Source organism: Streptomyces sp. NBC_01351 (assembly GCF_036237315.1).
GTDB lineage: Bacteria > Actinomycetota > Actinomycetes > Streptomycetales > Streptomycetaceae > Streptomyces.
Genome location: NZ_CP108356.1, coordinates 1,266,095 through 1,292,827, shown reverse-complemented (window position 1 = coordinate 1,292,827; position 26,733 = coordinate 1,266,095). Strand labels below are relative to the sequence as shown.

Sequence of the window (26,733 nt, the reverse complement as noted above, 5' to 3'; positions counted from 1 at the left end):
CTGACGGCTCCTTGACTCGGCTCTGACGGATCTCATCCGAGGCCGGGAACGGCGGACACCAGCAGGTCGATGAGCTTGATACCCACGAAGGGCAGGATGAGGCCGCCCAGTCCGTACAAGGCGAGGTTTCTGCGCAGGAGATCGTGCGCGGAGGCGGGCTTGTAGCGGACGCCGCGCAGGGCGAGGGGGATCAGGGCGATGATGATCAGGGCGTTGAAGATGATCGCCGAGGTGATGGCGGACTTCGGGCTGTGCAGGCCCATGATGTTGAGCGCCTCCAACCCCGGGTAGGCGGCAGTGAACATGGCCGGGATGATCGCGAAGTACTTCGCGACGTCGTTCGTGATGGAGAAGGTGGTCAGGGCGCCTCGGGTGATGAGGAGTTGCTTGCCGATCTCGACGATCTCGATGAGTTTGGTGGGGTTGGAGTCCAGGTCCACCATGTTCCCGGCCTCTTTCGCGGCCGAGGTACCGGTGTTCATGGCCACGCCCACGTCGGCCTGGGCGAGGGCGGGAGCGTCGTTGGTGCCATCGCCGGTCATCGCGACGAGCCTGCCGCCCGCCTGCTCTTGCTTGATCAGCGCGAGCTTGTCCTCGGGGGTGGCCTCGGCGAGATAGTCGTCGACGCCGGCCTCCTGCGCGATGGCTTTGGCGGTGAGGGGGTTGTCGCCGGTGACCATGACCGTACGGATGCCCATGCGGCGCAGCTCCGCGAAGCGTTCCCGGATTCCTTCCTTGACCACGTCCTTGAGATGGATGATCCCCACCACCCGCGGGCCGTCCCAGTCGTGGACGGCGACCAGCAGGGGTGTACCACCGGACGCGGAGATGCCGTCGGACCAGTGCAGGGCCTCGCTCGGCACGCTCCCGCCGCGCAGCGAGACCCATTCGGCGACCTGGGCCGCCGCGCCCTTGCGGATGGCACAGGCGGCGCCGTTGCTCCAGCTCAGGTTGATTCCGCTCATCCGGGTCCGAGCGCTGAAATGGGTGAACGTCGCATTGCTCAGCTCCCCCTCGGCGGGCGGCTGAAGGCCGTACTGCCGGGCGAGCGCGACGATGGAGCGCCCCTCGGGGGTCTCGTCGGCGAGCGAGGCCAGCTGGGCGGCGTCGGCGACCTTGAGGTGGTCCACCCCGGGGAGCGGCACGAAGGAGGCCGCCTCCCGGTTGCCGAGGGTGATGGTGCCGGTCTTGTCGAGCAGCAGGGTGTTGACGTCGCCGGCGGCCTCGACCGCGCGCCCGCTCATCGCGACGACGTTGCGCTGGACGAGGCGGTCCATGCCGGCGATGCCGATGGCGGACAGGAGGGCGCCGATGGTGGTGGGGATCAGGGTGACGAGGAGGGCCACCAACACGGTGGTGGTCTGGGCGGCGCCCGCGTGTGCGGCCATGGGCTGGAGTCCGACGACGACCAGGATGAAGACGACGGTGAGCGCCGACAGCAGGATGTTGAGCGCGATCTCGTTCGGGGTCTTCTGCCGGGTGGCCCCCTCCACGAGGGCGATCATGCGGTCGATGAAGCTGTGCCCGGGGCGCGAGGTCACCCGAACGACGATCGAGTCGGAGAGCACGGTCGTACCGCCCGTCACGCCTGATCGGTCGCCGCCGGACTCCCGGATCACCGGGGCCGATTCGCCTGTGACGGCCGACTCGTCGACCGCTGCGGCGCCGTCGATCACATCGCCGTCGGCGGGGATCAGCTCCCCCGCCTCCACCAGGACCACATCGAGTGGCTGGAGGTCGGCCGGGGAGACGGCCTCGGTCTCGGCGTGCCGGAGGTTCAGGCCGTACGTCCAGTGACGTAGGCGCAGCGCGACGGTGTCTGTACGCGCCCGGCGCAGTGATTCGGCCTGGGCCCGGCCGCGCCCTTCGGCGACGGCCTCGGCGAAGTTGGCGAAGATCACCGTCAGCCAGAGCCAGATACTGATCACCCAGGTGAAAACGGACGGGTGAACCAGCGCCGAGAGGGTGGTCAGGGCGGACCCCACCGCCACCACGAACAGGACGGGCTTCCTGACGAGTTCACGGGGACGCAGCTTGCGCAGGGCTTCCTGGAAGGAAGCCGCCGGCTGTACGGAGTCCAGCAGGGGCCGGCGCCCTGGGCGTCTGTGAGGTGGCCGGTTGACGGGAGCCTGCGACGGGGTCCGGACGGGAGGTACCTGCCGGGTGGCGGCGGGAGGCATGGAGAGACCTATCGGTGGGATCGGCTGGGCCGGAACGAGGGATGCGCCGCCGGGGGACCCGTCCCATAGGGCCCCTCCGGCTCGTCACGCGACGTTCGGATCCCCTGGCGGTGCAACGGGCAGGAACCTACCGTTCGTTGAGCCCATGCCGAGCCTCCGGAGCCGTCAATTGGCGAGGTCTTGACGGGTGTGCGGTGACTTCCGTCAAGACTCCGTCAGTGACGCGTCAACAGGTATGGATCCGCCGGCCCTGCCTGCTCGCGGAGGTTCCGGTTCCTGTACGTCACGGGGTGTCGGCGAGTGCTGGACGGTTTCCGTATGAAGTCCGACAAGGCAGCGTCAGCACGGGCGCGGTCCGCCCGGCGCGGGTGCATCGTCGCATTGCGGGCATCCGCCCCGCGTGGCCGAGAGAACGGATCACAGATGGACCTGGAGAATGTCGTCGGGCTGCTCGTGGCCGTTTCCCTGCTCGCATACCTCGTGGCAGCCCTGATCAACCCGGAGAAGTTCTGAGCCGACGTCCTTCGGGCTCCGTCCCGAGACGGATGAACTGGAAGGTGACCGAATGCCCCGGTACCTGGTGAGTGATCGTGTCGCACTGATCGGGGCGCTCGTCCTGCCCTTCCTGGTCGCCCTCGCGCTCGTGCCCTTCCGCAGCCGGCTGGCGGAGACGAACGAAGCACTGATCCTGGTGGTGGCCATCGTCCTGGTGGCCGCCCGTGGCACCCGCCTCGCCGGGGCGCTCGCGGCCGTCTCGGCGGCGGCCTGGTTCGACTTCTTCCTGACCCGCCCCTACCAGCGCTTCACCATCACCGACCCGGACGACATCCAGACTGCCGTCCTGCTGCTGGTGGTCGGACTCCTCGTCGCCCAGCTCGCCGTCCGGGTGCGACGGCTCGAGGTGGTGACGGTGACAGATGCCGATCACCTCTCCCGCCTGCACGCCACCGCCCGTCTCGCCCAGCGCGCCGGATCTCCCGAGGCCGTGGTGGACCGCGTCCGGGGCGATCTCACCGAGCTGCTGGAGCTGCGGGGATGCCGCTTCGAATACGGGTCCCTGCTCGGCCGTCCGCCACGGCTGGAGCACGACGGCAGTGTGTCGGTCGGTCACCGCGCCTGGGATCTGGAACGCAACGGCTGGCCCGAGGGCGAGATCGAACTGCGCGCCAGTGGCAACGGTCACTATTACGGCCGGTTCATGCTCGCCCCTACGCCGGGTTCGGTGCCTTCGGTCCAGGCGCGCCGGGTGGCCGCGACACTCGCCGACCTGACCGGCTCTGCCCTCGACACGGCGTTGCCCGGCGAGGGCTGAACAGGGCTTGCGTATCGGCGCCGCGTAAGGATTCCGTCAAAGGCGCCACGTCCGGCGTATGGGAGCCGTCAAGGCCCCTTAACGACGCTTCCGGGATGCGGTTAGCTCTGGATCGGCCAGCTGGCCGATTCCTTACTTCCACTTCCTCCAGGAGCTCACGATGGCCGATGTGGCCTTCGTCGTCACCACGATCGCGGTTTTCGCGCTGGTGGCTCTCATCGCCAAGGGGGTGACGAAGCTGTGACTGCCGAGAACATCGTTGGCCTGGTCGTGGCCGTCGCTCTGCTGGGATATCTCGTCCTCGCCCTCGTCAAGCCGGAGAGGTTCTGAGTCCCGAAATGAGCCCCGTTCTTGCTGACGTGCTCCAGGTGGCGGCGCTGATCGCCGCCCTGGCCCTGGTGCACCGCCCCCTGGGCGACTACATGGCCCGCGTTTTCTCCTCCGAGAAGCACCTGCGGGTCGAGAAGTGGATCTACCGCAGCGTCGGCGCCAATCCGAACGCTGAGATGCGCTGGTCCGCCTACCTGCGCGCGGTGCTGGCCTTCTCAGCCGTGAGTGTGCTGTTGCTGTACGTGCTCCAGCGCGTACAGCACGTACTGCCGCTGTCGCTCGGCTTCGAGGCGATCACCCCGGACCAGGCGTTCAACACGGCCGCGTCCTTCGTGTCGAACACGAACTGGCAGTCGTACTCGGGTGAGACCGCCATGAGCCACGCCACCCAGACCGCCGGCCTGGCCGTCCAGAACTTCGTCTCGGCGGCCGTCGGCATCGCCGTCGCGGTGGCCCTCGTACGCGGCTTCGCCCGCTCCCGCACGGGCGAGCTGGGCAACTTCTGGGCCGACCTGGTGCGCGGCACCGTCCGCATCCTGATCCCCATCTCGGTGATCGCTGCGATCCTGCTGGTCGCCGCTGGCGCCATCCAGAACTTCGGCGGCATCCACGAGCTCACCACGGTGACCGGGCAGACTCAGAGCATCTCGCCGGGCGCGGTGGCCTCCCAGGAAGCCATCAAGGATCTGGGTACCAACGGCGGCGGCTACTTCAACGCCAACTCCGCCCATCCCTTCGAGAACCCCAACGGCTTCTCGAACCTGCTGACGATCTTCCTGCTCCTGGTGATCCCCTTCTCGCTGCCGCGCACGTTCGGCCGCATGGTCGGCAACGTCAAGCAGGGCTACGCGATCGTCGCCGCGATGGGGACGATCTGGTTCGTCGGCGTGATCCTGGTGACCTGGATCGAGTACGCCCACCCGGGCACTGCCTCCCAGCTCGCGGGCGGGGCGATGGAGGGCAAGGAGCAGCGGTTCGGCGAAGGAGCGTCCTCGCTGTTCGCGGTCTCCACCACCATGACCTCCACCGGTTCGGTCAACTCCTTCCACGACTCCTTCAGCGGCCTGTCCGGCGGTGTGCTGCTGCTTGGCATGATGCTCGGCGAGATTGCGCCCGGCGGCGTCGGCTCCGGCCTCTACGGCATGCTGATCATGGCGGTCATCGCGGTGTTCCTGGCCGGTCTGATGGTGGGCCGCACCCCGGAGTATCTGGGCAAGAAGATCGGCACCCGCGAGATCAAGCTCGCGGCCTGCTACATCCTCATCACTCCTGCCCTGGTCCTGGTGGGTACCGCTGTGGCGATGGCCCTGCCGGACGGCAAGGAGGCCATGACCAACGTCGGGGCGCACGGCTTCTCCGAGGTCCTGTACGCCTACACCTCCGCGTCGAACAACAACGGCTCCGCGTTCGCCGGCTTCGGCGCCAACACGCCGTTCTTCAACACGACGCTGGGCCCGTGCATGCTGCTGGGCCGCTTCCTGCCCATGGTCTTCGTGCTGGCGCTGGCCGGCTCGCTCGCCGAGCAGAAGCCGGTCCCTGAGACAGCAGGCACCCTGCGCACCGAGAAGCCCCTGTTCACAGGGCTGCTCGTCGGAGCAATCCTGATCATCACCGGTCTGACGTTCTTCCCGGCGCTGGCGCTGGGGCCGCTCGCCGAGGGGCTGGGGTCATGACCGCCAACGTAAAGAAGCACGAGGACCCGATGTCCACCAGCACGGGGACCCCCGCGCCGCACAGTGATGTTCCGACGGGGCACAAGCCCGAGAGCGGCCGCGTGGGCGCTGGTCTCTTCGACCCCAAGCAGCTGCTGAAGTCCTTCCCGGACGCGGTCCGCAAACTCGACCCCCGGATCATGATCAAGTCCCCGGTCATGTTCGTGGTCCTGATCGGGTCGGTGGTCACCACCGTACTGGCGATCACCAACCCGATGGACTGGTTCGGCTGGGCCATTACGGCCTGGCTGTGGCTGACCACGATCTTCGCGAACCTCGCGGAGGCCGTCGCCGAGGGACGGGGCAAGGCGCAGGCCGACACTCTGCGCAAGGCCAAGACCGACACCGTCGCCCGCCGCATCGTCGGCAAGAACGAGGAGCGCGTCCCGGGCACCGAGCTGCGCATCGGCGACCTGGTGGTGTGCGAGGCCGGCGACATCATCCCCGGCGACGGTGACGTCGTCGAAGGTGTCGCGTCCGTGGACGAGTCCGCCATCACGGGGGAGTCCGCCCCGGTCATCCGCGAGTCGGGCGGCGACCGCAGTGCGGTGACCGGCGGTACGAAGGTCCTCTCGGACCGGATCGTCATCAAGATCACGACAAAGCCGGGCGAGACCTTCATCGACCGGATGATCAACCTGGTGGAGGGCGCGGCGCGGCAGAAGACGCCGAACGAGATCGCGCTGAACATTCTTCTGGCTTCCCTGACGATCGTCTTCCTGCTGGCCGTGGTCACGCTGAAGCCGTTCGCGATCTATGCGGGCGCCGACGAGCAGACCTCGATGATCGTGTTGACCGCGCTGCTGGTCTGCCTGATCCCGACCACGATCGGGGCCCTGCTGTCCGCGATCGGCATCGCGGGCATGGACCGCCTGGTCCAGCGCAACGTGCTGGCCATGTCCGGGCGAGCCGTGGAGGCGGCCGGCGACGTCTCGACGCTGCTGCTCGACAAGACCGGCACGATTACGCTGGGCAACCGGCAGGCCGCCGAGTTCGTCCCGGTCAAGGGCACGACCGAGGCCGAACTGGCCGATGCTGCCCAGCTGTCCTCGCTGGCCGACGAGACCCCCGAGGGCCGCTCGATCGTCGTCCTGGCGAAGGAGAAGTACGGGCTGCGCGAACGCCACCAGGGCGAGCTCGCCCACGCTGAGTGGATCGCGTTCACCGCCCAGACCCGTATGTCCGGTGTCGACGTCGACGGCAGGAAGACCCGCAAGGGTGCGGCCGGTTCGGTCATCACTTGGGTGAAGGAGCAGGGCGGTCAGGTCTCCGACGATGCCGACCTTCTCGCCAACCGCATCTCCGAGGCCGGCGGCACGCCGCTCCTCGTCGCAGTCGAGGACGAGAAGGGCGCCCGCGTGCTGGGTGTCATCCACCTCAAGGACGTGGTCAAGGAGGGCATGCGGGAGCGGTTCGACGAGCTGCGCCGCATGGGCATCAAGACGGTCATGATCACGGGTGACAACCCGCTGACCGCGAAGGCCATCGCCGAGGAGGCGGGTGTCGACGACTTCCTCGCGGAGGCGACTCCCGAGGACAAGATGGCCCTCATCAAGCGGGAACAGGCCGGCGGCAAGCTCGTCGCGATGACCGGCGACGGTACGAACGACGCCCCGGCCCTCGCCCAGGCCGATGTCGGCGTGGCGATGAACACGGGCACCTCGGCCGCGAAGGAGGCCGGGAACATGGTGGACCTGGACTCCAACCCCACCAAGCTCATCGAGATCGTCGAGATCGGCAAGCAGCTCCTCATCACCCGGGGGGCGCTGACCACCTTCTCGATCGCCAACGACGTCGCGAAGTACTTCGCGATCATCCCGGCCATGTTCGCGGTCGCCTACCCGGGCCTGGACAAGCTCAACATCATGGGCCTCGCCTCGCCCGAGTCCGCGATCCTCTCCGCGGTCATCTTCAACGCGCTGATCATCATCGCGCTCGTCCCGCTCGCCCTGAAGGGCGTCCGGTACCGGCCGACCAGCGCGGACAAGATGCTCCGCCGCAACCTCGGGATCTACGGACTGGGCGGCCTGATCGCCCCGTTCATCGGCATCAAGCTCATCGACCTGCTCATCTCCCTCATCCCCGGGCTCGCCTGAATTAGGAACGTGCTGATCGCCATGAACAACTCCGTCTCCAACACAGGCCGTCTCCTGGTCGCCGCGCTGCGGATGCTGCTGGTGCTGACCGTCGTGACCGGCATCCTCTACCCGCTCGCCGTCACCGGGGTCGCCCAGGCGCTCTTCCACGACAAGGCCAACGGCTCCCTGGTCAAGGCCGACGGCAAGGAGGTCGGATCCTCGCTCATCGGCCAGAGCTGGGACCTCCCCAAGAAGAACCCGGATGACGAGGAAGAGGCAGCGCGTCCGGACCCCAAGTGGTTCCAGCCGCGCCCCTCCAACAGCGGCTACAACCCGCTCGCCACCGGCTCCAGTCAGCTCGGCGCGTCCGACTCCCGGCTGGTGCAAGCGGTCACCGATGCCAAGAAGCAGGTTGCCGAGTTCAACGGCGTCCCGGAGTCCGAGGTGCCCAAGGACGCGGTCACCGGCTCCGCCTCCGCCATCGACCCGCACATCTCCCCGGAGTACGCGGAGATCCAGATCAAGCGCGTGGCCAAGGAGAACGGCCTCACCGAGCAGCAGGTGGCCAAGCTGGTCGAGGAGCACAACGAGGGCCGCACCGCCGGCTTCCTCGGCGAACCCCACGTCAATGTCCTCAGCCTCAACCTGGCACTCAAGGCGCTGACCAAGCGCTAGGGCCCGCCTTGAACGGGCTCCGGAGCCGGCCAGATACGGAACTCTCGTGTCCGGCCGGCTCCGCCCCATAACCAGCACGCCCACCGCGGAAGGAAGGCGCCACACAGATGACCAGGGTCCTGGTGGTGGAAGACGACCCGCAGCTCGTCCGCGCCCTGAGGATCAACCTCCAGGCACGCAAGTTCGACGTCGAGTCGGCGACCGACGGCAGTTCGGCCCTCCGCCTCGCCGCCGCCCGCAAACCGGACGTCATACTGCTGGACCTCGGCCTGCCCGACATGGACGGCATCGAAGTCATCAAGGGCGTACGGGACTGGAGCCGCGTCCCGATCCTCGTCCTGTCGGCCCGCCACACTTCCGAGGAGAAGATCAGGGCGCTCGATGCCGGAGCCGACGACTACGTCACCAAGCCTTTCAGCATGGACGAGCTGCTGGCCCGGCTGCGCGCAGCGGTCCGCCGCCAAGAGGCCGCTGAGCCTTCGCAGGAGACGGTCCTGGTGACGACCAGCGACTTCACGGTGGACCTGGTGGCCAAAAAGGTTCGGCGTGATGGCCGGGATGTCCGGCTCACTCCGACCGAGTGGCACCTGCTGGAAATCCTCATCACCCACCCCGGCAGGCTGATCAGCCAGCGTCAGCTGTTGCTTGAGGTGTGGGGCCCGACGTACGAAGACAAGACCAACTACCTGCGCGTCTACATGGCCCAGCTCCGGCGCAAACTGGAAGCGGACCCGGCGCATCCCAGATACCTGATCACCGAGCCCGGCATGGGCTACCGCTTCGAAGGCTGAACGACATGAGACGCGGCACATTCCGGATCTACCTCGGCGCCGCCCCGGGCGTCGGCAAGACGTACGCCATGCTCTCGGAAGGGCACCGCAGGATCGAGCGCGGCACCGACGCCGTCGTCGCCTTCGTCGAGCACCACGGCCGCCCCCGCACCGAGGTCATGCTCCACGGACTCGAAGAGATCCCGCGGGCCGAGCTGGAGTACCGGGGTGGCGTCTTCACGGAGATGGACGTGGACGCCGTACTAGCCCGACGCCCTGCCGTGGCACTCGTGGACGAACTCGCCCACACCAATGTGCCCGGCTCCCGTAACGCCAAGCGCTGGCAGGACGTCGAGGAACTCCTCCAGGCGGGCATCGACGTCGTATCCACGGTCAACATCCAGCACCTGGAGTCCCTCGGCGACGTCGTCGAGGCCATAACCGGGGTCCGGCAGCAGGAAACCGTGCCCGACGAGGTGGTCCGCCGGGCCGACCAGATCGAGCTGGTCGACATGTCCCCGCAGGCCCTGCGCCGGCGCATGGCACACGGCAACGTCTACAAACCCGACAAGGTCGACGCCGCCCTGTCGAACTACTTCCGCCCCGGCAACCTCACCGCCCTGCGCGAGCTGGCCCTCCTGTGGGTCGCCGACCGGGTCGACGAGTACCTCCAGGAGTACCGGGGCGAGCACAACATCCGCTCCACCTGGCAAGCCCGCGAGCGGATCGTCGTCGGTCTGACCGGTGGTCCCGAAGGCCGACAGCTCATCCGCCGGGCCGCACGCCTCGCCGAGAAGGGCGCCGGCGGTGAAGTCCTCGCCGTCTACATCGCCCGCAGCGACGGGCTCACCTCCGCCTCGCCCAAGGAACTGGCCGTCCAGCGGACCCTGGTCGAGGACCTCGGCGGCACCTTCCACCACGTCATCGGCGACGACATCCCCGACGCCCTGCTGGAATTCGCCCGCGGCGTCAACGCCACCCAGATCGTCCTCGGCGTGAGCCGCCGCCGCCCCTGGCAGTACATCTTCGGCCCCGGCGTCAGCGCCACCGTCGCCCGCGAGTCCGGACCCGACCTCGACGTCCACATCGTCACCCACGACGCGGCCGCCAAGGGCCGGGGCCTCCCCGTGGCACGCGGCGCCCGCCTGGGCCGATCCCGCATCATCTGGGGTTGGCTGGTCGGCATCGCCGGACCGGTGATCCTGACCGTAATGCTGCGCACTGTCGTTCCCGACCTCGGGCTCACCAACGACATGCTGCTCTTCCTCACGCTCACCGTGGCCGCCGCCCTGCTCGGCGGACTGCTCCCCGCGCTGGCCTCGGCCGCCTTCGGGTCCCTGCTGCTCAACTACTTCTTCACGCCGCCGCTGCACCTGTGGACCATTGCCGACCCCAAGAACATCGTCGCCATCGCGGTCTTCTTCGCGGTCGCCGTCTCCGTCGCCTCCGTGGTCGACCTCGCCGCCCGCCGGACCCACCAGGCCGCCCGGCTGCGCGCCGAAGCCGAGATCCTCTCCTTCCTCGCCGGCAGCGTCCTGCGCGGCGAGACCGCCCTGCCCGCCCTGCTGGAACGGGTCCGCGAGACCTTCGCCATGGAATCGGTGGCCCTGCTCGAACGCGACAGCGAGGTCGAACCGTGGACCCTCGCGGCCGGCACCGGGCCCGCCCCGGCCGCGCGACCGGAGGAGGCTGACGTCGACATGCCCATCGGCGAGAACATGGCCCTGGCCCTCACCGGCCGCGTCCTCCCGGCCGAGGACCGCCGGGTCCTCGGTGCCTTCGCCGCACAAGCCGCCGTGGTACTCGACCGTCAGCGCCTGGTCGGCCAGGCCGAGGAGGCCCAGCGGCTCGCCGAGGGCAACCGGATCCGTACCGCGCTCCTGGCAGCCGTCAGCCACGACCTCCGCACGCCCCTCGCCGGAATCAAGGCATCCGTCACCTCCCTCCGCGCCGATGACGTGGAATGGTCGGAAGAGGACCGAGCCGACCTGCTCGAAGGCATCGAAGAGGGAGCGGACCGGCTCGACGCCCTGGTCGGCAACCTCCTCGACATGTCGCGCCTCCAGACCGGCACCGTCACCCCGCTGATCCGCGAGACCGACCTCGACGAAGTGGTCCCGATGGCACTGGCCGGTGTGCCCGACGACAGCGTCGAACTCGACATTCCTGAAACCCTCCCCATGGTCGCGGTCGACCGCGGTCTGCTCGAACGTGCAGTTGCCAACATCGTCGAGAACGCCGTCAAGTACAGCCCCGAAGGCCAGCCCGTCCTCGTCGCGGCCAGTGCGCTGGCCGAGCGCGTGGAACTTCGCGTCATCGACCGAGGACCAGGCATCCCGGATGAGGCCAAGGACCGCATCTTCGAACCCTTCCAGCGCTACGGAGACGCCCCCGCCGGAGCCGGCGTGGGCCTCGGCCTCGCTGTCGCACGCGGCTTCACCGAAGCGATCGGAGGCACACTGACAGCGGAGGACACTCCCGGCGGCGGTCTGACCATGGTCCTCACCCTGCCCACCGCGGACACGGGCCCCAGATCCGTCCCCGACCTCCCCAAGGCGGCACTCACCTGACAGGTCCCGCACCCGGCCGTTCTTCCCCACACGCCTCGACGGACTCCGCCCCACCGGGGGACACCCGCTCCGGTCGGCCGTGGCCTGTTCGAAGGCCGACACCCGCCGGGGTAGGGTGACGCCGCTGGTCCTTGACGCACTCCTGATGCTCGGGCCCAATGGTGGCGTCGAGTCGGAGGGAAGTCGGTCGAGTGGCCGGACGCGCGGCAAGGGTGTGGCATTCGCTGTTCACCACTCATCCGGCCCGCAGCGTGGTGTGGGCGTTCGCCCTGGTGATCGCCGCCGGCACCGGATTGCTGATGCTGCCGGTCTCCTCCCAGGACGGCTCGACGACGGACGTCGTGACGGCGCTGTTCACGTCCACCTCGGCGGTGTGCGTGACCGGTCTGGTCGTCGTGGACACCGCCACGCACTGGAGCGGTTTCGGCGAGGTTGTCATCCTGGCGCTGATCCAGGTCGGCGGCTTCGGCATCATGGCCCTGGCATCCCTGCTGGCACTGCTGGTCTCGGGCAGGCTGCGGCTGCGCATGCAGCTGACCGCGGCAGCGGAGACCAAGAGCCTGGGGCTCGGCGACGTACGCCGCGTCCTCCTCGGCGTGGCAGGCTGCACGCTCATCGTCGAACTCGCCGTGGGCGCCTTCCTCGCCCTGCGGCTGCGCTTCGGATACGGCCGTTCCGTCGCCGAAGCCGCCTACTCCGGCTTCTTCCACGCGGTATCGGCCTTCAACAACGCCGGCTTCGGGCTGCACGGCGACAGCCTCACTCCGTACGCCCAGGACCCGTGGATCACGCTGCCGATCGCCGTGGCCGTGATCCTGGGCGGCCTCGGCTTCCCCGTACTGCTGGAACTCCTGCGCCACCGCACCCGGCGCCGCACCACCGGCCGCCGCAACTGGTCGCTGCACACCCGTCTGACGCTCGTCACCAGCGCCGCCCTGCTGTTCATCGGCACCGTGCTCACCTGCCTGCTGGAATGGACCAACCCAGGCACCCTCGCCCCCTTCGACTGGGACGAGAAGATCCTCAACGGCTTCTTCTACTCCGCGATGAGCCGCACCGCCGGTTTCAACGCCATCGACATGGGCGCACTCAACGCCACGACCCTCCTGTTCACCTGCACGCTGATGTTCATCGGGGGCGGCAGCGCGGGCACTGCAGGCGGCATCAAGGTGACCACCTTCGCGGTCCTGGCGGCGGCGATGCTCGCTGAGGTCCGCGGCGAGCCCAACTCCACCGTGATGGGCCGGCGCCTCGCCCCGCACGTGCTGCGCCAGGCATTGACCGTGGCACTGCTCGCCGTGGGGCTCGTCATCGCTGCCACCCTCGCCCTGCTCACCGTCACCAGAGCCGCCTTCGAGGACGTCCTCTTCGAGGCCGTCTCCGCCTTCGCCACCGTCGGCCTGTCCACCGGCATCACCGCCGACATCCCCGACTCCGGCCAGCTGATCCTCGTCCTCCTCATGTTCGTCGGCCGCCTCGGCCCCATCACCCTGGTGTCCTCGCTCGCCCTGCGCGAGCGGACCCGCCGCTACCAGCTACCCGAGGAGCGACCCGTCATTGGGTAATTACCTGCACTCCCTGCGCCGACGCCGCCGCAAGCGGCTCCTGGACCTCGGCGCCCACGCGGCGGGCGACCAACGCGTGGCCGTCATCGGTCTGGGCCGGTTCGGCAGTTCACTGGCCAACGAACTGACCCGGCGCGGCTGGGACGTGCTGGGCATCGACACCGACGCCGCTCTCGTCCAGAAGCACAGCGACATCTTCACCCACACCGCCGTCGCAGACTGCACCGATCCCGAGGTGCTCCGACAGCTCGGCGTCGGGGACTTCCCCAGCGTGGTCGTCGGCATCGGCACCGACATCGAGGCCAGCATCCTCGTCGCCTCCAACCTCCTGGAGGAGAACGTCCCCAACATCTGGGCCAAGGCCATCAGCCGCCAGCACGGACAGATCCTCGAACGCCTCGGCGTCCACCACGTCGTCCTCCCCGAACACGAGATGGGCGAGCGCGTCGCCCACCTCGTCACCGGCCGCATGCTCGACTTCATCGAGTTCGACGACGACTACGCCCTGGTCAAGACCATCACCCCGAACGCGATCACCGGCGTCCCGCTCGGGCAGAGCGCCGTACGCACCAAGTACGGCATCACCGTCGTCGGCATCAAACGCCCCGGGAACGACTTCACCCACGCCACGGCCGAGACCGTCGTCGAGAAGGGCGACGTCATCATCGTCACGGGCAAGACCACCGCTGTCGAAACGTTCACCGAACTCGCATGACGATCGACGGACGGCAGGAAGTACGCCGCCAGTACGACGCACTGCCCCGCAGCTGTGGCGGACTGATGGCGGAGCAGGTCAAGGGCGGTGCCGGGCAGGATTTCCGCCGCTGAGGTCACGGCGAGCCGGAAGGCCTGGTGCCGACCGCTCTCGATGGGGCTCCGGGGCCCTGCCGGAGGCCCGCAGCCGCGTCACCGGGCCGGCCGAGGTTCTTCGTCACGTACCAGCGAGGAAACGTCGGCTAACGGCAGTCGGCGTCCAGGCCCAGCATGAGGACACCGGCCACGAGCATGGCTATGCCGACGGCGAGAACCGGGATCCATGGGCCCGGGAGGATGTAGAGCGCGGCGCCGGCCATGGTGGTGATGGTGCCGACTACGGCCAGGGCGATGGCACCCCAGATGCGCGACATGCTCCCTCGCTGGGCTGTTGCGGCACGACTGATGTGAAGAACGTTATACCGCTCGGCGGGCCGCTTGCAGGGCGTGCCCTCCCGGCGGATGCGGCGCGACGGGGAGGCCGAGGCCCCAGTTCAGCGTTGCGGGTGGTCGGAGCGGGATACGTGGGTGGGGCGCGGGCTGATCACCGCGTCGGGTTCGATGACCAACCCGGTACCGGCGTCGGCGGGCTGCTCGCCGGCGGCTGTTCTGCTGGCCGGGTCGTTCTTCATCGCCCGGGCCTCGCTTTTCAGAATCCGGGCGGACTTCCCCATCGAGCGGGCGAGTTCGGGCAGCTTCTTGGCTCCGAAGACCAGGACGACGAGGATAAGGATGATCGCTATCTCACTGATGCCGAACACTGCGTTGGCCTCCGATGCGGGTGGTGCCCTCTGCGCCGAGCCTGCACGCCGGCTCCGGCCTGTACGTGTCCGCTGCGCTGGTGCTCGTTACAGATGGGAGGTGATGGCGGGCAACAGGTCCTGGAACGTGCGGCCGTTGGCCGGCTCGCCGATCGCGGACATGTTCCAGCCCTGCCCGGACCGGTGGACCTTGGCCATGACCTGGGCGGTGTAGGTGCCGCCGCCGGAGAGGGTGTAGCGGGCCAGCTCCTGGCCGTTGGTCTCGTCGATGAGGCGGCAGAAGGCGTTCTGCACGTCCGTGAAGGTCTGCCCGGTGAAGGAGTTGACGGTGAAGACGATCTGGTCGACGTGCACGGGAACCCGCGAGAGGTCCACCAGGATCGACTCGTCGTCCCCGCCCTGTCCGGCGCCGCCGACGCGGTTGTCCCCGGTGTGGCGCACCGAGCCGTCCTTGCTGACCAGCTGTTGGAAGAACACCACGTCCACCGGATCCTTGCCCGCGAACAGTACGGCCGAGGCGTCCAGGTCGATCTCCCGCGCGGTCATCCGGGCGAGAAAGCCCTTGCGTGGGGCGGATTGCCAGCCCAGCCCCATCCGGACCACGCTCAGCGTGCGACCGCCGGCCTTCTCCAGGCTGATCTGCTGGCCCTTGTCGAGATTGATTCCCACCGTGTCCTCCTGATGATCGGCCGTCGGACAGCATCTTCGCGAGGCCGCCTTCGCGACCGCCATGAATCTACAGCACTGTAGAAAACGATGACGGTGTACGTGGTGCCCCGCTCCTGGGCAATCCGGCGCGCGGTCGTACCCGGCGGATGGGGGAGTTGCGGGTCGGTGCGGCGGTGATGCGAGCCGCATGGGCTCGAAGTCGGCTCCGCCCGCGGTTCCGGGCGGGCCTTCCTGCCTCAAGGGATCCCCGGATCGAGTGACACGGCTGCGCCTGTATCGGGTGACGGGGGTGGTCCGCCGGGCCCGGCGGACCACCCCGCCTGCATGCGGTTGTTCAGACGCCGACGCCGAAGTCTGCGGCGATTCCGGACAAGCCGGAGGCGTAGCCCTGGCCGACGGCGCGGAACTTCCACTCCGCGCCGCTTCGGTAGAGCTCACCGAAGACCATCGCGGTCTCGGTCGAAGCATCCTCGGAGAGGTCGTAGCGGGCGATCTCCGCACCGCCGGCCTGGTTGACGACGCGGATGAATGCGCCCCTCACCTGGCCGAAGCTCTGACTGCGGGCCTCGGCGTCGTGAATGGAGACCGGGAAGACGATCTTTTCGACGTCGGCGGGCACGGTGGCGAGGTCGACCTTGACGACCTCGTCGTCCCCCTCGCCCTCACCGGTGAGGTTGTCGCCAGTGTGCTCGACGGAGCCGTCGGGGCTCTTGAGGTTGTTGTAGAAGACGAAGTGCTGGTCGGAGGGGACCTTCCCGGACGCGTTCACCAGGAGCGCGCTGGCATCGAGGTCGAAGTCGACCCCGGTGGTCGTCCGGACGTCCCAGCCCAGGCCGACCAGCACGGCGGTCAGACCCGGGGCCTCCTTGCTCAGCGAGACGTTTCCGCCCTTGGACAGGCTCACACCCATGTCGTGACTCCCATTCGGTATCCCCGCGGCCCCGGCTGGCGCGCCCGTACCGTCGGATCAAGACGAATCTACAACACTGTAGAAGTATATTGGTGGGAGTTCGGCCGGTGTGGCGGCTTCGCGGAGGCGGACCGTTCGCGGTCCGCCGAGCAGTCGGCCGGTGGATCAGTACGATGAACCGCCGCGCCGCATCGGGTGAGGCCATGAGGCGGGAGGTTGACGGCATGACAGTGAAAGACTCGAGCGGTGCCGACCCGTCCCCCCGCCGGGGGCAGGGTGAACTGGAGGGCCAGGTACTCGCCGCACTGTGCCAGGCGCCGGGGCCGGTCACGGCCGGCTGGGTCCAGGAACGCCTGGGCGGCGGCCTGGCCTACACGACGGTGATGACGATCCTGACCCGGCTCCAGGCCAAGGGTGCTGTGGCGCGGGAGCGGGTGGGCCGGTCGTTCGAGTGGATGGCGGTCGCCGACGAGGCCGGGCTGGCCGCTCTGCGGATGCGCAAGGTCCTGGACGCCGAGAGCGACCGGCAGGCCGTCCTGGCCAGCTTCGTGACCGCCCTCACGCCCGGGGACGAGGAGCTGCTGCGGGAACTGCTGGGCAAGGCGTCCGAGGCGGGAGAAGACTGAGGGACATGGGAATTTTCGTGTTCCTGCCGCTGGTGCTGCCCTTAACGGCGTGGCCGATCGCACGCCTGGCCGGGCATCATCTGCACCCGCGTACCGCGACGTGGCTGCTGACCGGCGCCGCGGCGGTGCTGGCGGTGTGCAGCACGCTGTGCCTGGCGCTGCTGATGGTGGTGGGGACCGCGCAGCTGCCCGGCAACCCGTTGCCGGACGGCTGGTCCGACCCGGAGGTGCGCGAAGCGGTCCCGTACGACGAGGTCGCCGGCAAGGCCGCCATCCCCGCGCTCCTCGCGGTAATCGCCTCGTGTACGTCGGCGGCATGGCGCCACCGGCGCGTACGCCGACGCAGCCAGCGCGCACTTGCCGGGCTGCCCGCCACCCCGGTGGCCGTGCTGCCCGATGAGGTTCCGTACGCCTACGCGCTGCCCGGCTCGCGCCGTGACCGGATCGTGGTGAGCACGGGCATGCTGGCCGCGCTCTCCTCCCGCGAGCGCCGGGCACTGTTCGCGCACGAGCGTGCCCACCTCACGGGAGGCCACCACCGGTTCCTGCTGGCCGTCCAGCTCGCCGCCCGCGCGAACCCGTTCCTGCGGCCGCTGAGGTCGGTGGTGGCCTACACCGCCGAGCGGTGGGCCGATGAGGAGGCGGCGGCCAGGGTCGGCAGCCGCCGTACGGTGGCGGTGGCGATCGGCAAGGCGGCGCTGATCAGCCGCGGCGCCCCGCTGGCCACGCTGCCCGCGTTCGCGGCGGCGGGACCGGTGCCGAGCAGGGTCGCCGCACTGCTGGAGCCCGCCCCTGCCTCCAGCCGCTGGCCGTCGGTATTCACCGCGGTGGGCGTGGCCACGTGGGGTGCGGCGGCCGGCACAACGGTGTCCGCACTGTCCTCGGCGAACTCCGCCGTCACCCTGTTCTTCATCCTCCACGCCGCCACACCGCTATGACCTGGCCCGGGGACGCCTGACGCGGCTGCCCCTGGTCGCGTGGGTGCGGCCTGCGAGAGAACCTGGGAGGACGAAGCGCGGGCCCAGCCCCGCAGCAGGAGCTGCGGGAAGAGGAGAGGCAGGGCGATGTCCGGTCCGGTCTTGGTCGGGGCGGACAGCTCGCCCTACGCCATAGCCGCCGTGGACGCCGCCGCACGGGAAGCACTGCTCAGAGGAGCGGAGCTGCATGTCGTGCACGCCTTCGTCTGGCCCGCCATGCACGTCCCACTCGGCGCCTCACCTCTCGGACCGCCCGGCGGAGGAGTGCGGGATCTGGTCGAGCACCTGCTCCACGAAGCGGTCGACCGGGCCCAGGCTGCAGCCCCAGGAGTGCAGACCACCAGCGCGGTGATGCCCGGCGAGCCGGTGGCCGCCCTGGAAGCGGAGTCACACACGGCTCAGCTCGTGGTGGTGGGACACCGTGGCACGGGCGGTATCCGAGGGCTTCTCCTGGGATCGACGGCCGTCCACCTTGCCGCACACGGCCACTGCCCGGTGATGGTCGTACGCGGCCGGACGGGGCCCGAGGGGCCCGTACTGGTGGCGGTGGACGGCTCGCCTCAGGGCCTGGGCGCGATCAGGTTCGCGTTCGCCGAGGCACAGCTGCGGGGCAGTGAACTGGTGGCCCTGCACGCCTGGAGCACGTGGAGTGATCACGGCGAGAGCGGCCCCGGCCATCCCGTGGAACTGGTGGACCTGATCGGTGTCGCGGACCGACAACGGACGGTGGAAGAGCGGCTGCTGGCCGAGGCCTTGTCCGGGCAACGCGAGCAGTACCCCGAGGTGACTGTGCGCCAGCGGATCGTCCGGGGCCGTACGCGGCCGACACTGATCGAGGCCAGCGAGACCGCCCAGCTGATCGTGGTGGGTGCGCGCGGGCGGGGCGGATTCGCCGGGCTGCTGCTGGGCTCGGTCAGCCAGGCCGTCCTGCACCACGCCCACTGCCCCGTCACCGTGGTCCGCTCGAGCCTGTGACGCCCACCCGCACCCGGCTGGGCGCGAGGCCGTGAACGGCTCCGTGTGGGACCTCGCGCTCACGCCGCGCTGATCGTGCTCAACGCCCTGTTCGCGGGCGCCGAGATCTCACATCGGACAGCGCCTCGACACGTGTCTCGCCGCCTTCGGCGCGTGTGGTCCTGGCGCCTTACGTCGGAAACGACGACAGCCGGTCGTTCGGGAAGGAAAGGATCAGGATTCGCCGGGCTGGACCTCGGCTGATTCGGTCCCAGGCCGACGGATCGTGCCGATGCCGAGTCCCAGCGCGACACCCACGCCGAGTCCGAGCGCGAGGTTGTCGAAGATGAGCAGACCGAGTACGACTCCCATCATCATGCCCAGCGATATGCCCGCCGTGAAACCTACGTACGGAGCGCCGCGTTCCTCGCTGTTCGCCATGCGGACATTGTGCTCCAAGGCAGGTGACGACTGCGGACCGGGCTCCGGAATCGAACGGCGTCCGGAGCGTCATCGCCCGGCCGGAGATTCGCTACGTCGACACAGCCTTCGCCTGATCGTGCGCACCCGCCCGAAGCCCGGTCTCCTCGCAGGCAGGCCTCCCCGCGCCTTGGGGGCCGCGACGCCGGGCTCGTACGGGCAGGGCCGTGGCGCTAGAGGTCGAACTCGTGGGGCGGGAGGTCGAGGGCGTAGCAGGCTTCGCGTACGACGGCCTGCTCGGTCTTGTCGAAGTCGCCGTCAGCGCCTCCGATGACGATGCCGATCTGGATGACGGCGCGCGCCTCGACGGGCTTCTTCTTCGCCTTGGCGATCTCCTGCATGATGCTGACCTTGCCGAAGTCGAAGTCGGCGGCGAGGGTGTTGAGGTAGTCGTCGAAACGCGTCTGGAGATCGGCGGCCGGGAAGTTCTGCAGGACCTCATTGGTGGCGATCAGGTGGGCCACCCGTCGGCGCTCGGAGTCGTCGATCGTTCCGTCCGCCGCGGCGACCAGGGCGCACATGGCCATGCTCGCGTCGCGGAACGCGCCGGACTTCAGCTCGTTCTTCTTTGCCTCCAGCTGCGTCTGCATCTGCCGGGCGGACTGCTTGAAACGGTCCCACAGGGCCATGCCAACTCCATCGGGTCGCAGGGTTGTTCGGGCCGGGGACGGACGGATCCGGCCCGGACAAGTTATTTCTACACCACCGTAGAAGCTACGGTGCGGGTGACGGATTCGCTACGCTTCCTCGCCGCCGGCCTCGTCCTCGTCGTCCTCGAAGAAGTCGCCGATCTCGTCGACGGCTTCGGCCGCCACCATCCCGCCGACGACACCGACCGCGAGGCCGGCCGCGCCAGCGGCGACCACGGTGCCCACGCCCGGCCCGGACCGGTGACCGTCATGGTGTCCGTGGTCGTCCTTGTGGGCGTGAGCGTCGTGCCCTGCGCCGTGCCCGTAGGGGCTGTGGGGGGTGTGAGCCGCGCGGGCGGTGTGCGCGTCGAGGAGCTGGCTGATCCAGGAGCCGACGACGGCGTTCCAGTCCCGGTGGGCCGCTCCCTCGTGGCTGACGTGGTGCCGGCCGAGGACATCGTGGCCTCCGGAGAAGAGGCCGCCGCGCTTGTCCGCCTCCAGGACGACCTCCAGCCCGCCAGGATGGGCGAGGAAGGTCAGTTCGATCTCGTTGACCTGGTGGGCGTACTGCGCAGGCGGGGTGAGTTCGATCTCCTGGTAGAAGGGCAGCTGCTGGCCGGTGCCGCTGATGCGGCCCAGTTCGAGATCGGCGGACTTGAAGCCGAAGCCGAGCTGCCCGAATGCCTCAAGGATCGCCTCCTGTACGGGCAGTGGCCCCACGAAGAGGGGGTCGAGGTCGCCCTTGTCGCTGGCGCCGGCGATGCCGAGCTCGGTCCGCACCCCGAGGACGATTCCCAGAGGCTGGCCGTGCAGCTGGGTGATGGGGGTCTCCCACGGCAGCGTAATGGCGAACGGCGCGGAGCGGTGCTCGGCCTCCGCGAGGCGGAAGCCGCCGCCGATGTGGAATCGCTCGAAAGCAACCGTGCCCTCGTGCTCGCCGCCCTCGGTCTCGGCCTCGACGCGGGCGACGAGTTCCAAAGTGATGTGTTCGATGTCGAAGCCGGCCCGGCCGCCGGTGAGGCGGACCTCGCCGGTCAGGCTGCCCCCGGGTGCGGCGGTCGTCAGGTCGAGAACCGTGTCCACGGCGGGGCCGCCGACACCCATCGAGCCGAGCAGGCGCTTGAACACCATCGTGGCGCTCTCCTTCATGTGCGTTGCGTTGTGATCTTTGTTGCGGTGCCCGCGACGGTGCCGCGGACCGGGGTCCGGTCCACGGCACCGCGCGAGCCTGAGGCGTTACTTCGCCGCGTCCAGGGCCGCGAGGGCCTGCGCCCAGCGGACGTACTTCAGCTCTGCGAGTTCGGCGACGGTTGTGACGCCGAACGCCTCTTTGAGCAGCTCGCCGTCACGGTCGGAGACGCCTTTGAGGGCTCCCACGGGAGCGGCCAGGATCTCGGGCAGGCTCTTGTCCGCCCACGCCTTGTCCAGCACCTTGTCCAGATCGATCGAAGCCACGTTCTGTTCCCCTCCTGACTTCACGCGAGCCCGACGGGCGCGCGTACAGGCGCCCGGGCAGCACGGAGTGCTCCGTCCGCCCTGGCATAATCTACAGACATGTAGAAGCATAGGAGCAGCGTGGCCGCTGTCGAGTGAACAGGCGACGGTTGAGCGGGAAAGTCCGAAAGGGCCCTCCCTCTCGCCGTGTGGGACGTCACTGGCCAGGGACTTTGCTGTTCCTTTACAGTTGTCGTGCGGATACTGAACCGCCCCTGGCGTGGACCGCGCCAGTCGGCCTGAGTGAAGAAGGAGCAGCAGACCCGCAATGGGTGAACCTCCCAGTACGAGCCGTGCCACGTCTTGCCCGCTGATTGTTGAGCCGGGAGCGGGGGTGGCACGGTGACCGAAGTCCTGCTGCTGCTTCTCGCTCTGGCGCTGACTCTGGCGTGCGCGGTGTTCGTCGCCGCCGAGTTCTCGCTGACCACCGTCGAGCGCAGTGAGCTCGAGCGCGCCGCCGCGGCCGGCGAGCGGGGCGCCGAGAGTGCCCTGAAGGCCGCCAAGCGGCTGACCTTCCAGCTGTCCGGGGCCCAGCTGGGCATCACGGTGACCTCGCTGGTGATCGGCATGCTGGCCGAGCCGTCCGTTTCCGCGCTGCTGCGCGGACCTCTGGAGGCCCTCGGCCTGTCCTCCGGGGCGGTGTCCACCACGGCGACGCTGCTGGGCGTCGCGCTCTCGACCGTCGTGCTGATGGTCGTGGGCGAGCTGGTGCCGAAGAACTGGGCGATCTCGCGCCCGCTGGCCGTCGCGAAGGTCGTTGCCGGCCCGCAGCGCGCCTTCACCGCCGCTTTCGGCCCCCTGATCCGGCACCTGAACAACACCGCGAACCGCTTGGTGCGCCGCTTCGGGCTGGAGCCGGCCGAGGAGCTGGCCTCTGCCCGTACGCCGGAGGAGCTTGTGGCTCTCGCCCGGCACTCGGCCCGCCAGGGAGCCATCGAGGCGGACTCGGCCGAACTGTTCGTGAAGTCCCTGCACCTGGCCGAGCTGACCGCGGAGAACGTGATGACCCCCCGCGTCGATGTCCAGGCCTTGGAGGCCCACGCCACCGCGGCCGACGCGGCGAACCTGACGCTGGCCACCGGCGTCTCCCGCTTCCCCGTCTACCGCGACACCCTCGACGAGGTGATCGGCACCCTCCACATCCGAGACGTCCTCGCACTGGAGGAGGAGCAGCGGGTCAAGACCCCGGTCACGGACCTGATGACCTCGGCTCTGCTCGTGCCGCACTCACTTCCCGTGGACACCCTGCTCGGGCGGCTGCGCAAGGCCCGCACCATGGCCGTGGTGATCGACGAGTACGGCGGCACCGCCGGTGTCGCCACCGTCGAGGACATCGTGGAAGAGGTCGTCGGCGAAGTCCGCGACGAGCACGACCCGATAGAGGTCCCCGACCTCATCGAAGGCCCCGAACAGGACGGCCGCCAGGTCTGGGAGGCCGACGGCAGCGTCCGCCTCGACGAACTGGAAGAGATCGGCTTCGACGTGCCCGAGGGCCCGTACGAGACCCTCGCCGGCCTGATCGCCACCCAGCTCGAACGCATCCCCGCCGAAGGCGACACCATCACCGTCGACGGCTGGGAAATCACCGTGCTCGACATAGAGCACCACCGCGCGGACCGGGTCACGATCGCCGCACCCGCCGTCTCCGCAGCCGATGAGGAGCGAGCCCGATGACCGCGATCCAGCTGCTGATCGGCGCCCTCACCCTGATCACCAACGCCTTCTTCGTCGGCGCCGAGTTCGCCCTGATCTCCGTACGCCGCAGCCAGATCGAACCCGCCGCCCTCAAGGGCAACCGGCGGGCCAAGACGACGCTGTGGGGCCTGGAACACCTCTCCGCGATGATGGCCACCGCCCAGCTCGGCATCACCGTCTCCTCCCTGGTCCTGGGCGCGGTCGCCGAGCCGGCTATCGCCCACCTGCTGGAACCGCCGTTCCACGCAATCGGCGTGCCCGAGAGCCTGATCCACCCGATCGCCTTCGTCATCGCGCTCACCCTGGCGACCTACCTCCACATGCTCGTCGGCGAGATGATCCCGAAGAACATCGCCCTCGCCGCCCCGGCACCCACGGCGCTGCTCCTCGGGCCGCCGCTGGTCGCCGTCACCCGGGCGCTGCGGCCGTTCGTCTTCGGCATCAACGCCTTCGCCAATGCGCTGCTGCGTCTGCTGAAGGTCGAGCCCAAGGGCGAGGTCGGTTCCGTCTTCACCGACGACGAACTCGCCCGCCTGGTCAAGGACTCGTCTGCAGCCGGCCTGCTTGGCCCCGAGGACGGCGAGCGCCTCCAGGACGCCCTGGAGCTCGGCACCCGGCCGGTCGGCGAGGTCATGGTGCCCCTGGAGCGCATGGCGACCGTCGGCCACGACATCACCCCGCGACAGTTGGAGCGCACGGCCTCGCACCACGGCTTCTCCCGCCTTCCGGTCACCGGACCGGGCGAGGAGATCCTGGGCTACCTGCACATCAAGGACGCCCTCGGCGCCCCCGAACGCGACCAGCCCTTCCCGCGTGCGTCGCTGCACCCGATTACCAAGGTCGCGCTCGACACCCCGCTGGACGACACCATGACCGCAATGCGCACGGCCGGTACCCACCTCGCCGCCGTCACCGGCAGCAAGGGCACCGTCCTCGGCTTCGTCACCATGGAAGACCTCCTCGAAGAGCTCGTCGGAGCGGCCCACGACCCCGGCGCCTGACCGCCTCCCCGCACCACGGTGGCCGGACCCGACCCGGGTGCCGGCCACCGGCGGATCAGCCGGCCCGTACGACACGGCGACGCCGCCGCCCCCTTGCCGCAAAGCGATCCACCTGCTGTGCCCGACTCCTACCGTGGGCGCGAGGACATCGCCTCTTGTAACCGGGCGGCCCCGCCACTCAGGGCATGCCCAGTGACGAGATCGCCGAGCGGATGGTGGATCAGCCCGGTGATCGCGAGGATCAACGTCAACCAGGGCATGACCAGGCTCCGGCCTTCGACCGCGCCCAACTCGTCATCCTCGCCTGACCGGGGGCTGGTCCGGAAATGGTCTGGATCTTGGTGCGGCGGCGCCCACCCAGGTCATGTCTCGGCTGCAGTGGGAATGATTGGGGGCGAACGGGACCCGACGGGCCAGGTGGGCTGGCGGTCCGGGGCGCGGGCCACGCAGGATCGACGCGCGGTCGCGAGCCTGTGGCTGCTCCAAGGTCAGGGGGAGTCGGAAGTCCCGTGCGTCGCCGTCGACTGTGGTGAAGCGGGCCCACGTCTTCCGCGGCCTCGAATGTGATCGACCGGTTACGGAGTGCACGGGTGCTGTGGTAAATGTGGTGATCTTCCGCCGTCGGCCCTGGGGGCGTAGCTCCAGCGGCGGGGTGGGGGGTGAGCAGTGGCGTTTGAGGCTGAGGCGGCAGAGGACGCAGAGTCTGATGAAGGGTTCGTGCACCCGATCTTCCGCGTGGCTCCTCAGGAGGACAGCGGGTCGGACACCCTGGGCAACTACCGGTATCAGGCAGAGGTCGCCGCCCAGATCTGCGTTGCGCTGCTGACGCAGGAGTCTGTCGAATCGGTGGTCTGTGAGTGGCACGAAGACTTTGTGGTCTCGTACGCCGGCGGTTCGGTCGAACTCGTATCAGTGAAGCACCGCGGAAAGCGGCGGAACCCCTGGAACGTGGCGGATCTGTGCAAGGACGGAGGTCTGGCGCACCTCTTCGACCGATGGCGTGCGTGCGATGGCCTGAGCAACGTCCGGCTTCGTCTTGCCACGAACGCCGGCCTCACAACAGGCAAGGGGGGCGCTACCAGCCTGAAAGCGATGTGCGGGCCTGATCCGCGTATCGCTTTTGGGGTGGACGACATGGCCCGCGCCGTCGCCCAGTACCTCTTGAAGGTTCGATGGAAGCAGCCTTACGCCACCATCCCCGAAGTCCCCCAGGTTTCGCGGCTCGCCGACATCGCCATCCCGGACGGTTTCACCGACATGGTGAAGCTCTTCTTCGCCGCGCTGCATATCGACGATGAACTGCCGTCCCGCCGGCACATCACTGACGTCAACCTCCAGAGTCTCCTCATTCCTGCGATCGCGACCCTGCAGCGGGAACACGTGGATGTCGAGGCCACCTATCGCGCACTGATCGAGCGAATCGAGCAGTCGAACCGCGACGAGAGCGATCGCGGACAGCTCGCTGTCTACATCGCCGATCCGACGAGGGTCCTGCACAGCGTGCAGATCCAGCAGCGCATCGCGAGGCGCCGGCTGACCAAGGCCACGGTCCTCGACACGTTCGTCTCCAGCCGTTCCATAGTGCCCACGTTCGCCCGCGGCCAACTGCCGATCGTAGCTCCGGGTGGGGGCAACCTGCGCAAGAAGATGGCCCGCGGGCGTGTTCCGGCGGATGAGGCTGCTCATGCCGAGCGCCTTCGATCAGCCTGGTATGTCGCCTGGTCCCAGCACCGGTCGGGATTGGCGGGAGACACCACGGAGCTGGCCAACGCGAGCTACGAGGTCTTGGACACCGTCTTCGCCTGCCGCGAGCAGGCCGAAGTGGAAGCGTCCGACGGCGCACCCTACGGGCGCCGCATGAACCAGCTGATGACGCGGCTCCTGACACCAGACCTACTTGGTGGCGGGCTTCCGTTTCCCGTCAACGGGCGTCATCTGCGGGGCTTGGCCTACCAGCTATGTGACGACTGCGACTTCTACTTCTCCGACGTGTTCGACGCCTCGGAGGAGGAGGCGTCGTGACAAGCGCCAGCGACCGTCTGGTGGCGACCACGCGCCTCAGGGACCGGGCCCGTCGACAGGAGCAGTATGAGGCTCACTATCACGAGGCCCGTGTGCTGCTGCTGATCGACCGTTTCACCGGAGTGAAGAAGGGCCTGGAAGGGCTGACCAAACTTGCCAAGCTCGACTTCCTGCTGCGCTACCCGGCCATGCTGGAGCGCCTCCTGGCCGAGGACGGAATCCCGTGGCCCGACGGAGCCCAACCCACCTCCGCTGAACGCCTATCCGTCGAGAGCCGCATGACCCGCTACAAGTACGGACCCTGGGACCACCGCTACTACACCGTCCTGGGATCCCTGGCTGCCCGCGACCTGATCACCTACAGCGGGACTGACCGGGCCGAGTTCCGCATCACCGCGTCCGGCGCGGTCGCCGCCGCAATGCTGGCAGAAACGGACGAGTGGTCCGTGGTGGCGAAACGCATCACCCTCCTCAAGAAGCACTTCAACAAGTCAGGTACGACCCTGAAGACCCTCATCTACGACCGTCTGCCGGACGCGGTCGACAGGCCCTGGCGGACGGAGATCTGAA

General features: G+C 68.8%; 27 protein-coding genes. 18 read left to right on the top strand and 9 right to left on the bottom strand.

Annotated elements, in window-relative coordinates; translation table 11 throughout:
* Positions 1-32: 32 nt before the first annotated feature.
* Positions 33-2,180, bottom strand: coding sequence for a potassium-transporting ATPase subunit KdpB (gene kdpB, locus OG625_RS06045; RefSeq protein WP_329377050.1), 2,148 nt, complete (start codon positions 2,178-2,180; stop codon positions 33-35).
* 423 nt (positions 2,181-2,603) lie between these two features.
* Here kdpB (OG625_RS06045) and kdpF (OG625_RS06040) point away from each other — a divergent pair, with 423 nt between their 5' ends.
* From kdpF (OG625_RS06040) to OG625_RS05995, 10 genes are all read left to right on the top strand, one after another.
* Positions 2,604-2,693 carry a K(+)-transporting ATPase subunit F gene (kdpF, locus tag OG625_RS06040; RefSeq protein WP_252310259.1) on the top strand — a complete coding sequence of 30 codons (90 nt, stop codon included), beginning with the start codon at positions 2,604-2,606 and terminating at the stop codon, positions 2,691-2,693.
* Positions 2,694-2,745: 52 nt separating this feature from the next.
* A complete protein-coding gene (locus tag OG625_RS06035; RefSeq protein ID WP_329377046.1) occupies positions 2,746-3,492 on the top strand; it encodes a DUF4118 domain-containing protein in 747 nt (248 codons plus the stop codon).
* Positions 3,493-3,732: 240 nt separating this feature from the next.
* Positions 3,733-3,822, top strand: coding sequence for a K(+)-transporting ATPase subunit F (gene kdpF / locus OG625_RS06030; protein WP_018845955.1), 90 nt, complete (start codon positions 3,733-3,735; stop codon positions 3,820-3,822).
* Positions 3,823-3,830: 8 nt separating this feature from the next.
* Complete coding sequence (gene kdpA, locus OG625_RS06025) at positions 3,831-5,495, top strand: potassium-transporting ATPase subunit KdpA (RefSeq protein ID WP_329377041.1); 1,665 nt, start codon at positions 3,831-3,833, stop codon at positions 5,493-5,495.
* Complete coding sequence (gene kdpB / locus OG625_RS06020; protein ID WP_329377039.1) at positions 5,492-7,630, top strand: potassium-transporting ATPase subunit KdpB; 2,139 nt, start codon at positions 5,492-5,494, stop codon at positions 7,628-7,630. Before kdpA ends, kdpB (OG625_RS06020) begins: the two co-directional genes overlap by 4 nt.
* Positions 7,631-7,651: 21 nt before the next feature.
* Complete coding sequence (gene kdpC, locus OG625_RS06015) at positions 7,652-8,287, top strand: potassium-transporting ATPase subunit KdpC (RefSeq protein WP_314250812.1); 636 nt, start codon at positions 7,652-7,654, stop codon at positions 8,285-8,287.
* Between the two features lie 107 nt (positions 8,288-8,394).
* Positions 8,395-9,078 carry a response regulator gene (locus OG625_RS06010; protein WP_329377037.1) on the top strand — a complete coding sequence of 228 codons (684 nt, stop codon included), beginning with the start codon at positions 8,395-8,397 and terminating at the stop codon, positions 9,076-9,078.
* A gap of 5 nt (positions 9,079-9,083) precedes the next feature.
* Positions 9,084-11,627, top strand: coding sequence for a sensor histidine kinase KdpD (locus OG625_RS06005; protein ID WP_329377035.1), 2,544 nt, complete (start codon positions 9,084-9,086; stop codon positions 11,625-11,627).
* Positions 11,628-11,839: 212 nt separating this feature from the next.
* A complete protein-coding gene (locus OG625_RS06000) occupies positions 11,840-13,192 on the top strand; it encodes a TrkH family potassium uptake protein (protein WP_329377033.1) in 1,353 nt (450 codons plus the stop codon).
* Entirely contained in the window at positions 13,185-13,907 is a 723-nt protein-coding gene (locus tag OG625_RS05995; protein ID WP_329377031.1) for a potassium channel family protein, read from the top strand. Before OG625_RS06000 ends, OG625_RS05995 begins: the two co-directional genes overlap by 8 nt.
* Positions 13,908-14,148: 241 nt before the next feature.
* Here OG625_RS05995 and OG625_RS05990 read toward each other — a convergent pair whose 3' ends face one another.
* From OG625_RS05990 to OG625_RS05975, 4 genes are all read right to left on the bottom strand, one after another.
* Positions 14,149-14,319, bottom strand: a complete 171-nt coding sequence (locus OG625_RS05990) for a hypothetical protein (RefSeq protein WP_272262314.1) — start codon at positions 14,317-14,319, stop codon at positions 14,149-14,151.
* Positions 14,320-14,439: 120 nt separating this feature from the next.
* Entirely contained in the window at positions 14,440-14,706 is a 267-nt protein-coding gene (tatA, locus tag OG625_RS05985) for a Sec-independent protein translocase subunit TatA (protein WP_272262316.1), read from the bottom strand.
* Positions 14,707-14,793: 87 nt separating this feature from the next.
* Positions 14,794-15,375 carry a TerD family protein gene (locus OG625_RS05980; RefSeq protein WP_329377027.1) on the bottom strand — a complete coding sequence of 194 codons (582 nt, stop codon included), beginning with the start codon at positions 15,373-15,375 and terminating at the stop codon, positions 14,794-14,796.
* A 334-nt stretch (positions 15,376-15,709) separates the two neighbouring features.
* Positions 15,710-16,285 carry a TerD family protein gene (locus tag OG625_RS05975; RefSeq protein WP_272262319.1) on the bottom strand — a complete coding sequence of 192 codons (576 nt, stop codon included), beginning with the start codon at positions 16,283-16,285 and terminating at the stop codon, positions 15,710-15,712.
* Positions 16,286-16,509: 224 nt separating this feature from the next.
* On the opposite strand from OG625_RS05975, the gene OG625_RS05970 reads away from it, so the two are divergent.
* The 3 genes from OG625_RS05970 (at position 16,510) to OG625_RS05960 (ending at position 18,863) form a co-directional block, all read left to right on the top strand.
* Positions 16,510-16,911: a BlaI/MecI/CopY family transcriptional regulator gene (locus tag OG625_RS05970; RefSeq protein ID WP_329377021.1), complete on the top strand. Its 402-nt coding sequence runs from the start codon at positions 16,510-16,512 to the stop codon at positions 16,909-16,911.
* Positions 16,912-16,916: 5 nt separating this feature from the next.
* Positions 16,917-17,849: a M56 family metallopeptidase gene (locus OG625_RS05965; protein WP_329377019.1), complete on the top strand. Its 933-nt coding sequence runs from the start codon at positions 16,917-16,919 to the stop codon at positions 17,847-17,849.
* Positions 17,850-17,975: 126 nt separating this feature from the next.
* Positions 17,976-18,863 (top strand): universal stress protein, encoded by an 888-nt coding sequence (locus OG625_RS05960; protein ID WP_329377017.1) that lies wholly within the window; start codon positions 17,976-17,978, stop codon positions 18,861-18,863.
* 213 nt (positions 18,864-19,076) lie between these two features.
* Here OG625_RS05960 and OG625_RS05955 read toward each other — a convergent pair whose 3' ends face one another.
* The 4 genes from OG625_RS05955 to OG625_RS05940 form a co-directional block, all read right to left on the bottom strand.
* Positions 19,077-19,283: a hypothetical protein gene (locus OG625_RS05955; protein ID WP_329377015.1), complete on the bottom strand. Its 207-nt coding sequence runs from the start codon at positions 19,281-19,283 to the stop codon at positions 19,077-19,079.
* 212 nt (positions 19,284-19,495) lie between these two features.
* Entirely contained in the window at positions 19,496-19,951 is a 456-nt protein-coding gene (locus OG625_RS05950; protein ID WP_329377013.1) for a tellurite resistance TerB family protein, read from the bottom strand.
* Between the two features lie 108 nt (positions 19,952-20,059).
* Positions 20,060-21,082, bottom strand: a complete 1,023-nt coding sequence (locus tag OG625_RS05945; RefSeq protein ID WP_329390463.1) for a sporulation protein — start codon at positions 21,080-21,082, stop codon at positions 20,060-20,062.
* A 105-nt stretch (positions 21,083-21,187) separates the two neighbouring features.
* On the bottom strand, positions 21,188-21,406 hold the full coding sequence (locus OG625_RS05940; RefSeq protein ID WP_075971580.1) for a hypothetical protein: 219 nt from the start codon (positions 21,404-21,406) through the stop codon (positions 21,188-21,190).
* A gap of 381 nt (positions 21,407-21,787) precedes the next feature.
* On the opposite strand from OG625_RS05940, the gene OG625_RS05935 reads away from it, so the two are divergent.
* The 5 genes from OG625_RS05935 to OG625_RS05915 all read left to right on the top strand — a co-directional run bounded on the left by OG625_RS05935 (position 21,788) and on the right by OG625_RS05915 (position 26,732).
* Positions 21,788-23,119, top strand: a complete 1,332-nt coding sequence (locus tag OG625_RS05935) for a hemolysin family protein (RefSeq protein WP_329377010.1) — start codon at positions 21,788-21,790, stop codon at positions 23,117-23,119.
* Positions 23,116-24,141 (top strand): hemolysin family protein, encoded by a 1,026-nt coding sequence (locus OG625_RS05930; protein WP_329377009.1) that lies wholly within the window; start codon positions 23,116-23,118, stop codon positions 24,139-24,141. The genes OG625_RS05935 and OG625_RS05930 overlap by 4 nt, the downstream gene beginning before the upstream one ends.
* Positions 24,142-24,326: 185 nt before the next feature.
* On the top strand, positions 24,327-24,449 hold the full coding sequence (locus tag OG625_RS05925; RefSeq protein WP_329377008.1) for a hypothetical protein: 123 nt from the start codon (positions 24,327-24,329) through the stop codon (positions 24,447-24,449).
* A gap of 358 nt (positions 24,450-24,807) precedes the next feature.
* The gene (locus OG625_RS05920) at positions 24,808-26,163 is read left to right on the top strand and encodes a dsDNA nuclease domain-containing protein (RefSeq protein WP_329377007.1); all 1,356 of its coding nucleotides are present in this window, start codon (positions 24,808-24,810) and stop codon (positions 26,161-26,163) included.
* Positions 26,160-26,732, top strand: a complete 573-nt coding sequence (locus OG625_RS05915) for a hypothetical protein (protein ID WP_329377006.1) — start codon at positions 26,160-26,162, stop codon at positions 26,730-26,732. Before OG625_RS05920 ends, OG625_RS05915 begins: the two co-directional genes overlap by 4 nt.
* Position 26,733: the final 1 nt, after the last annotated feature.

Bases quoted from the DNA above. Each gene is read 5' to 3' on its own strand.
- kdpB (WP_329377050.1), bottom strand. From the start codon at position 2,180: ATGCCTCCCGCCGCCACCCGGCAGGTACCTCCCGTCCGGACCCCGTCG.
- kdpF (WP_252310259.1), top strand. From the start codon at position 2,604: ATGGACCTGGAGAATGTCGTCGGGCTGCTCGTGGCCGTTTCCCTGCTC.
- OG625_RS06035 (WP_329377046.1), top strand. From the start codon at position 2,746: ATGCCCCGGTACCTGGTGAGTGATCGTGTCGCACTGATCGGGGCGCTC.
- kdpA (WP_329377041.1), top strand. From the start codon at position 3,831: ATGAGCCCCGTTCTTGCTGACGTGCTCCAGGTGGCGGCGCTGATCGCC.
- kdpB (WP_329377039.1), top strand. From the start codon at position 5,492: ATGACCGCCAACGTAAAGAAGCACGAGGACCCGATGTCCACCAGCACG.
- kdpC (WP_314250812.1), top strand. From the start codon at position 7,652: ATGAACAACTCCGTCTCCAACACAGGCCGTCTCCTGGTCGCCGCGCTG.
- OG625_RS06010 (WP_329377037.1), top strand. From the start codon at position 8,395: ATGACCAGGGTCCTGGTGGTGGAAGACGACCCGCAGCTCGTCCGCGCC.
- OG625_RS06005 (WP_329377035.1), top strand. From the start codon at position 9,084: ATGAGACGCGGCACATTCCGGATCTACCTCGGCGCCGCCCCGGGCGTC.
- OG625_RS05990 (WP_272262314.1), bottom strand. From the start codon at position 14,319: ATGTCGCGCATCTGGGGTGCCATCGCCCTGGCCGTAGTCGGCACCATC.
- OG625_RS05975 (WP_272262319.1), bottom strand. From the start codon at position 16,285: ATGGGTGTGAGCCTGTCCAAGGGCGGAAACGTCTCGCTGAGCAAGGAG.
- OG625_RS05970 (WP_329377021.1), top strand. From the start codon at position 16,510: ATGACAGTGAAAGACTCGAGCGGTGCCGACCCGTCCCCCCGCCGGGGG.
- OG625_RS05965 (WP_329377019.1), top strand. From the start codon at position 16,917: ATGGGAATTTTCGTGTTCCTGCCGCTGGTGCTGCCCTTAACGGCGTGG.
- OG625_RS05960 (WP_329377017.1), top strand. From the start codon at position 17,976: ATGTCCGGTCCGGTCTTGGTCGGGGCGGACAGCTCGCCCTACGCCATA.
- OG625_RS05955 (WP_329377015.1), bottom strand. From the start codon at position 19,283: ATGGCGAACAGCGAGGAACGCGGCGCTCCGTACGTAGGTTTCACGGCG.
- OG625_RS05950 (WP_329377013.1), bottom strand. From the start codon at position 19,951: ATGGCCCTGTGGGACCGTTTCAAGCAGTCCGCCCGGCAGATGCAGACG.
- OG625_RS05945 (WP_329390463.1), bottom strand. From the start codon at position 21,082: ATGGTGTTCAAGCGCCTGCTCGGCTCGATGGGTGTCGGCGGCCCCGCC.
- OG625_RS05930 (WP_329377009.1), top strand. From the start codon at position 23,116: ATGACCGCGATCCAGCTGCTGATCGGCGCCCTCACCCTGATCACCAAC.
- OG625_RS05925 (WP_329377008.1), top strand. From the start codon at position 24,327: ATGCCCAGTGACGAGATCGCCGAGCGGATGGTGGATCAGCCCGGTGAT.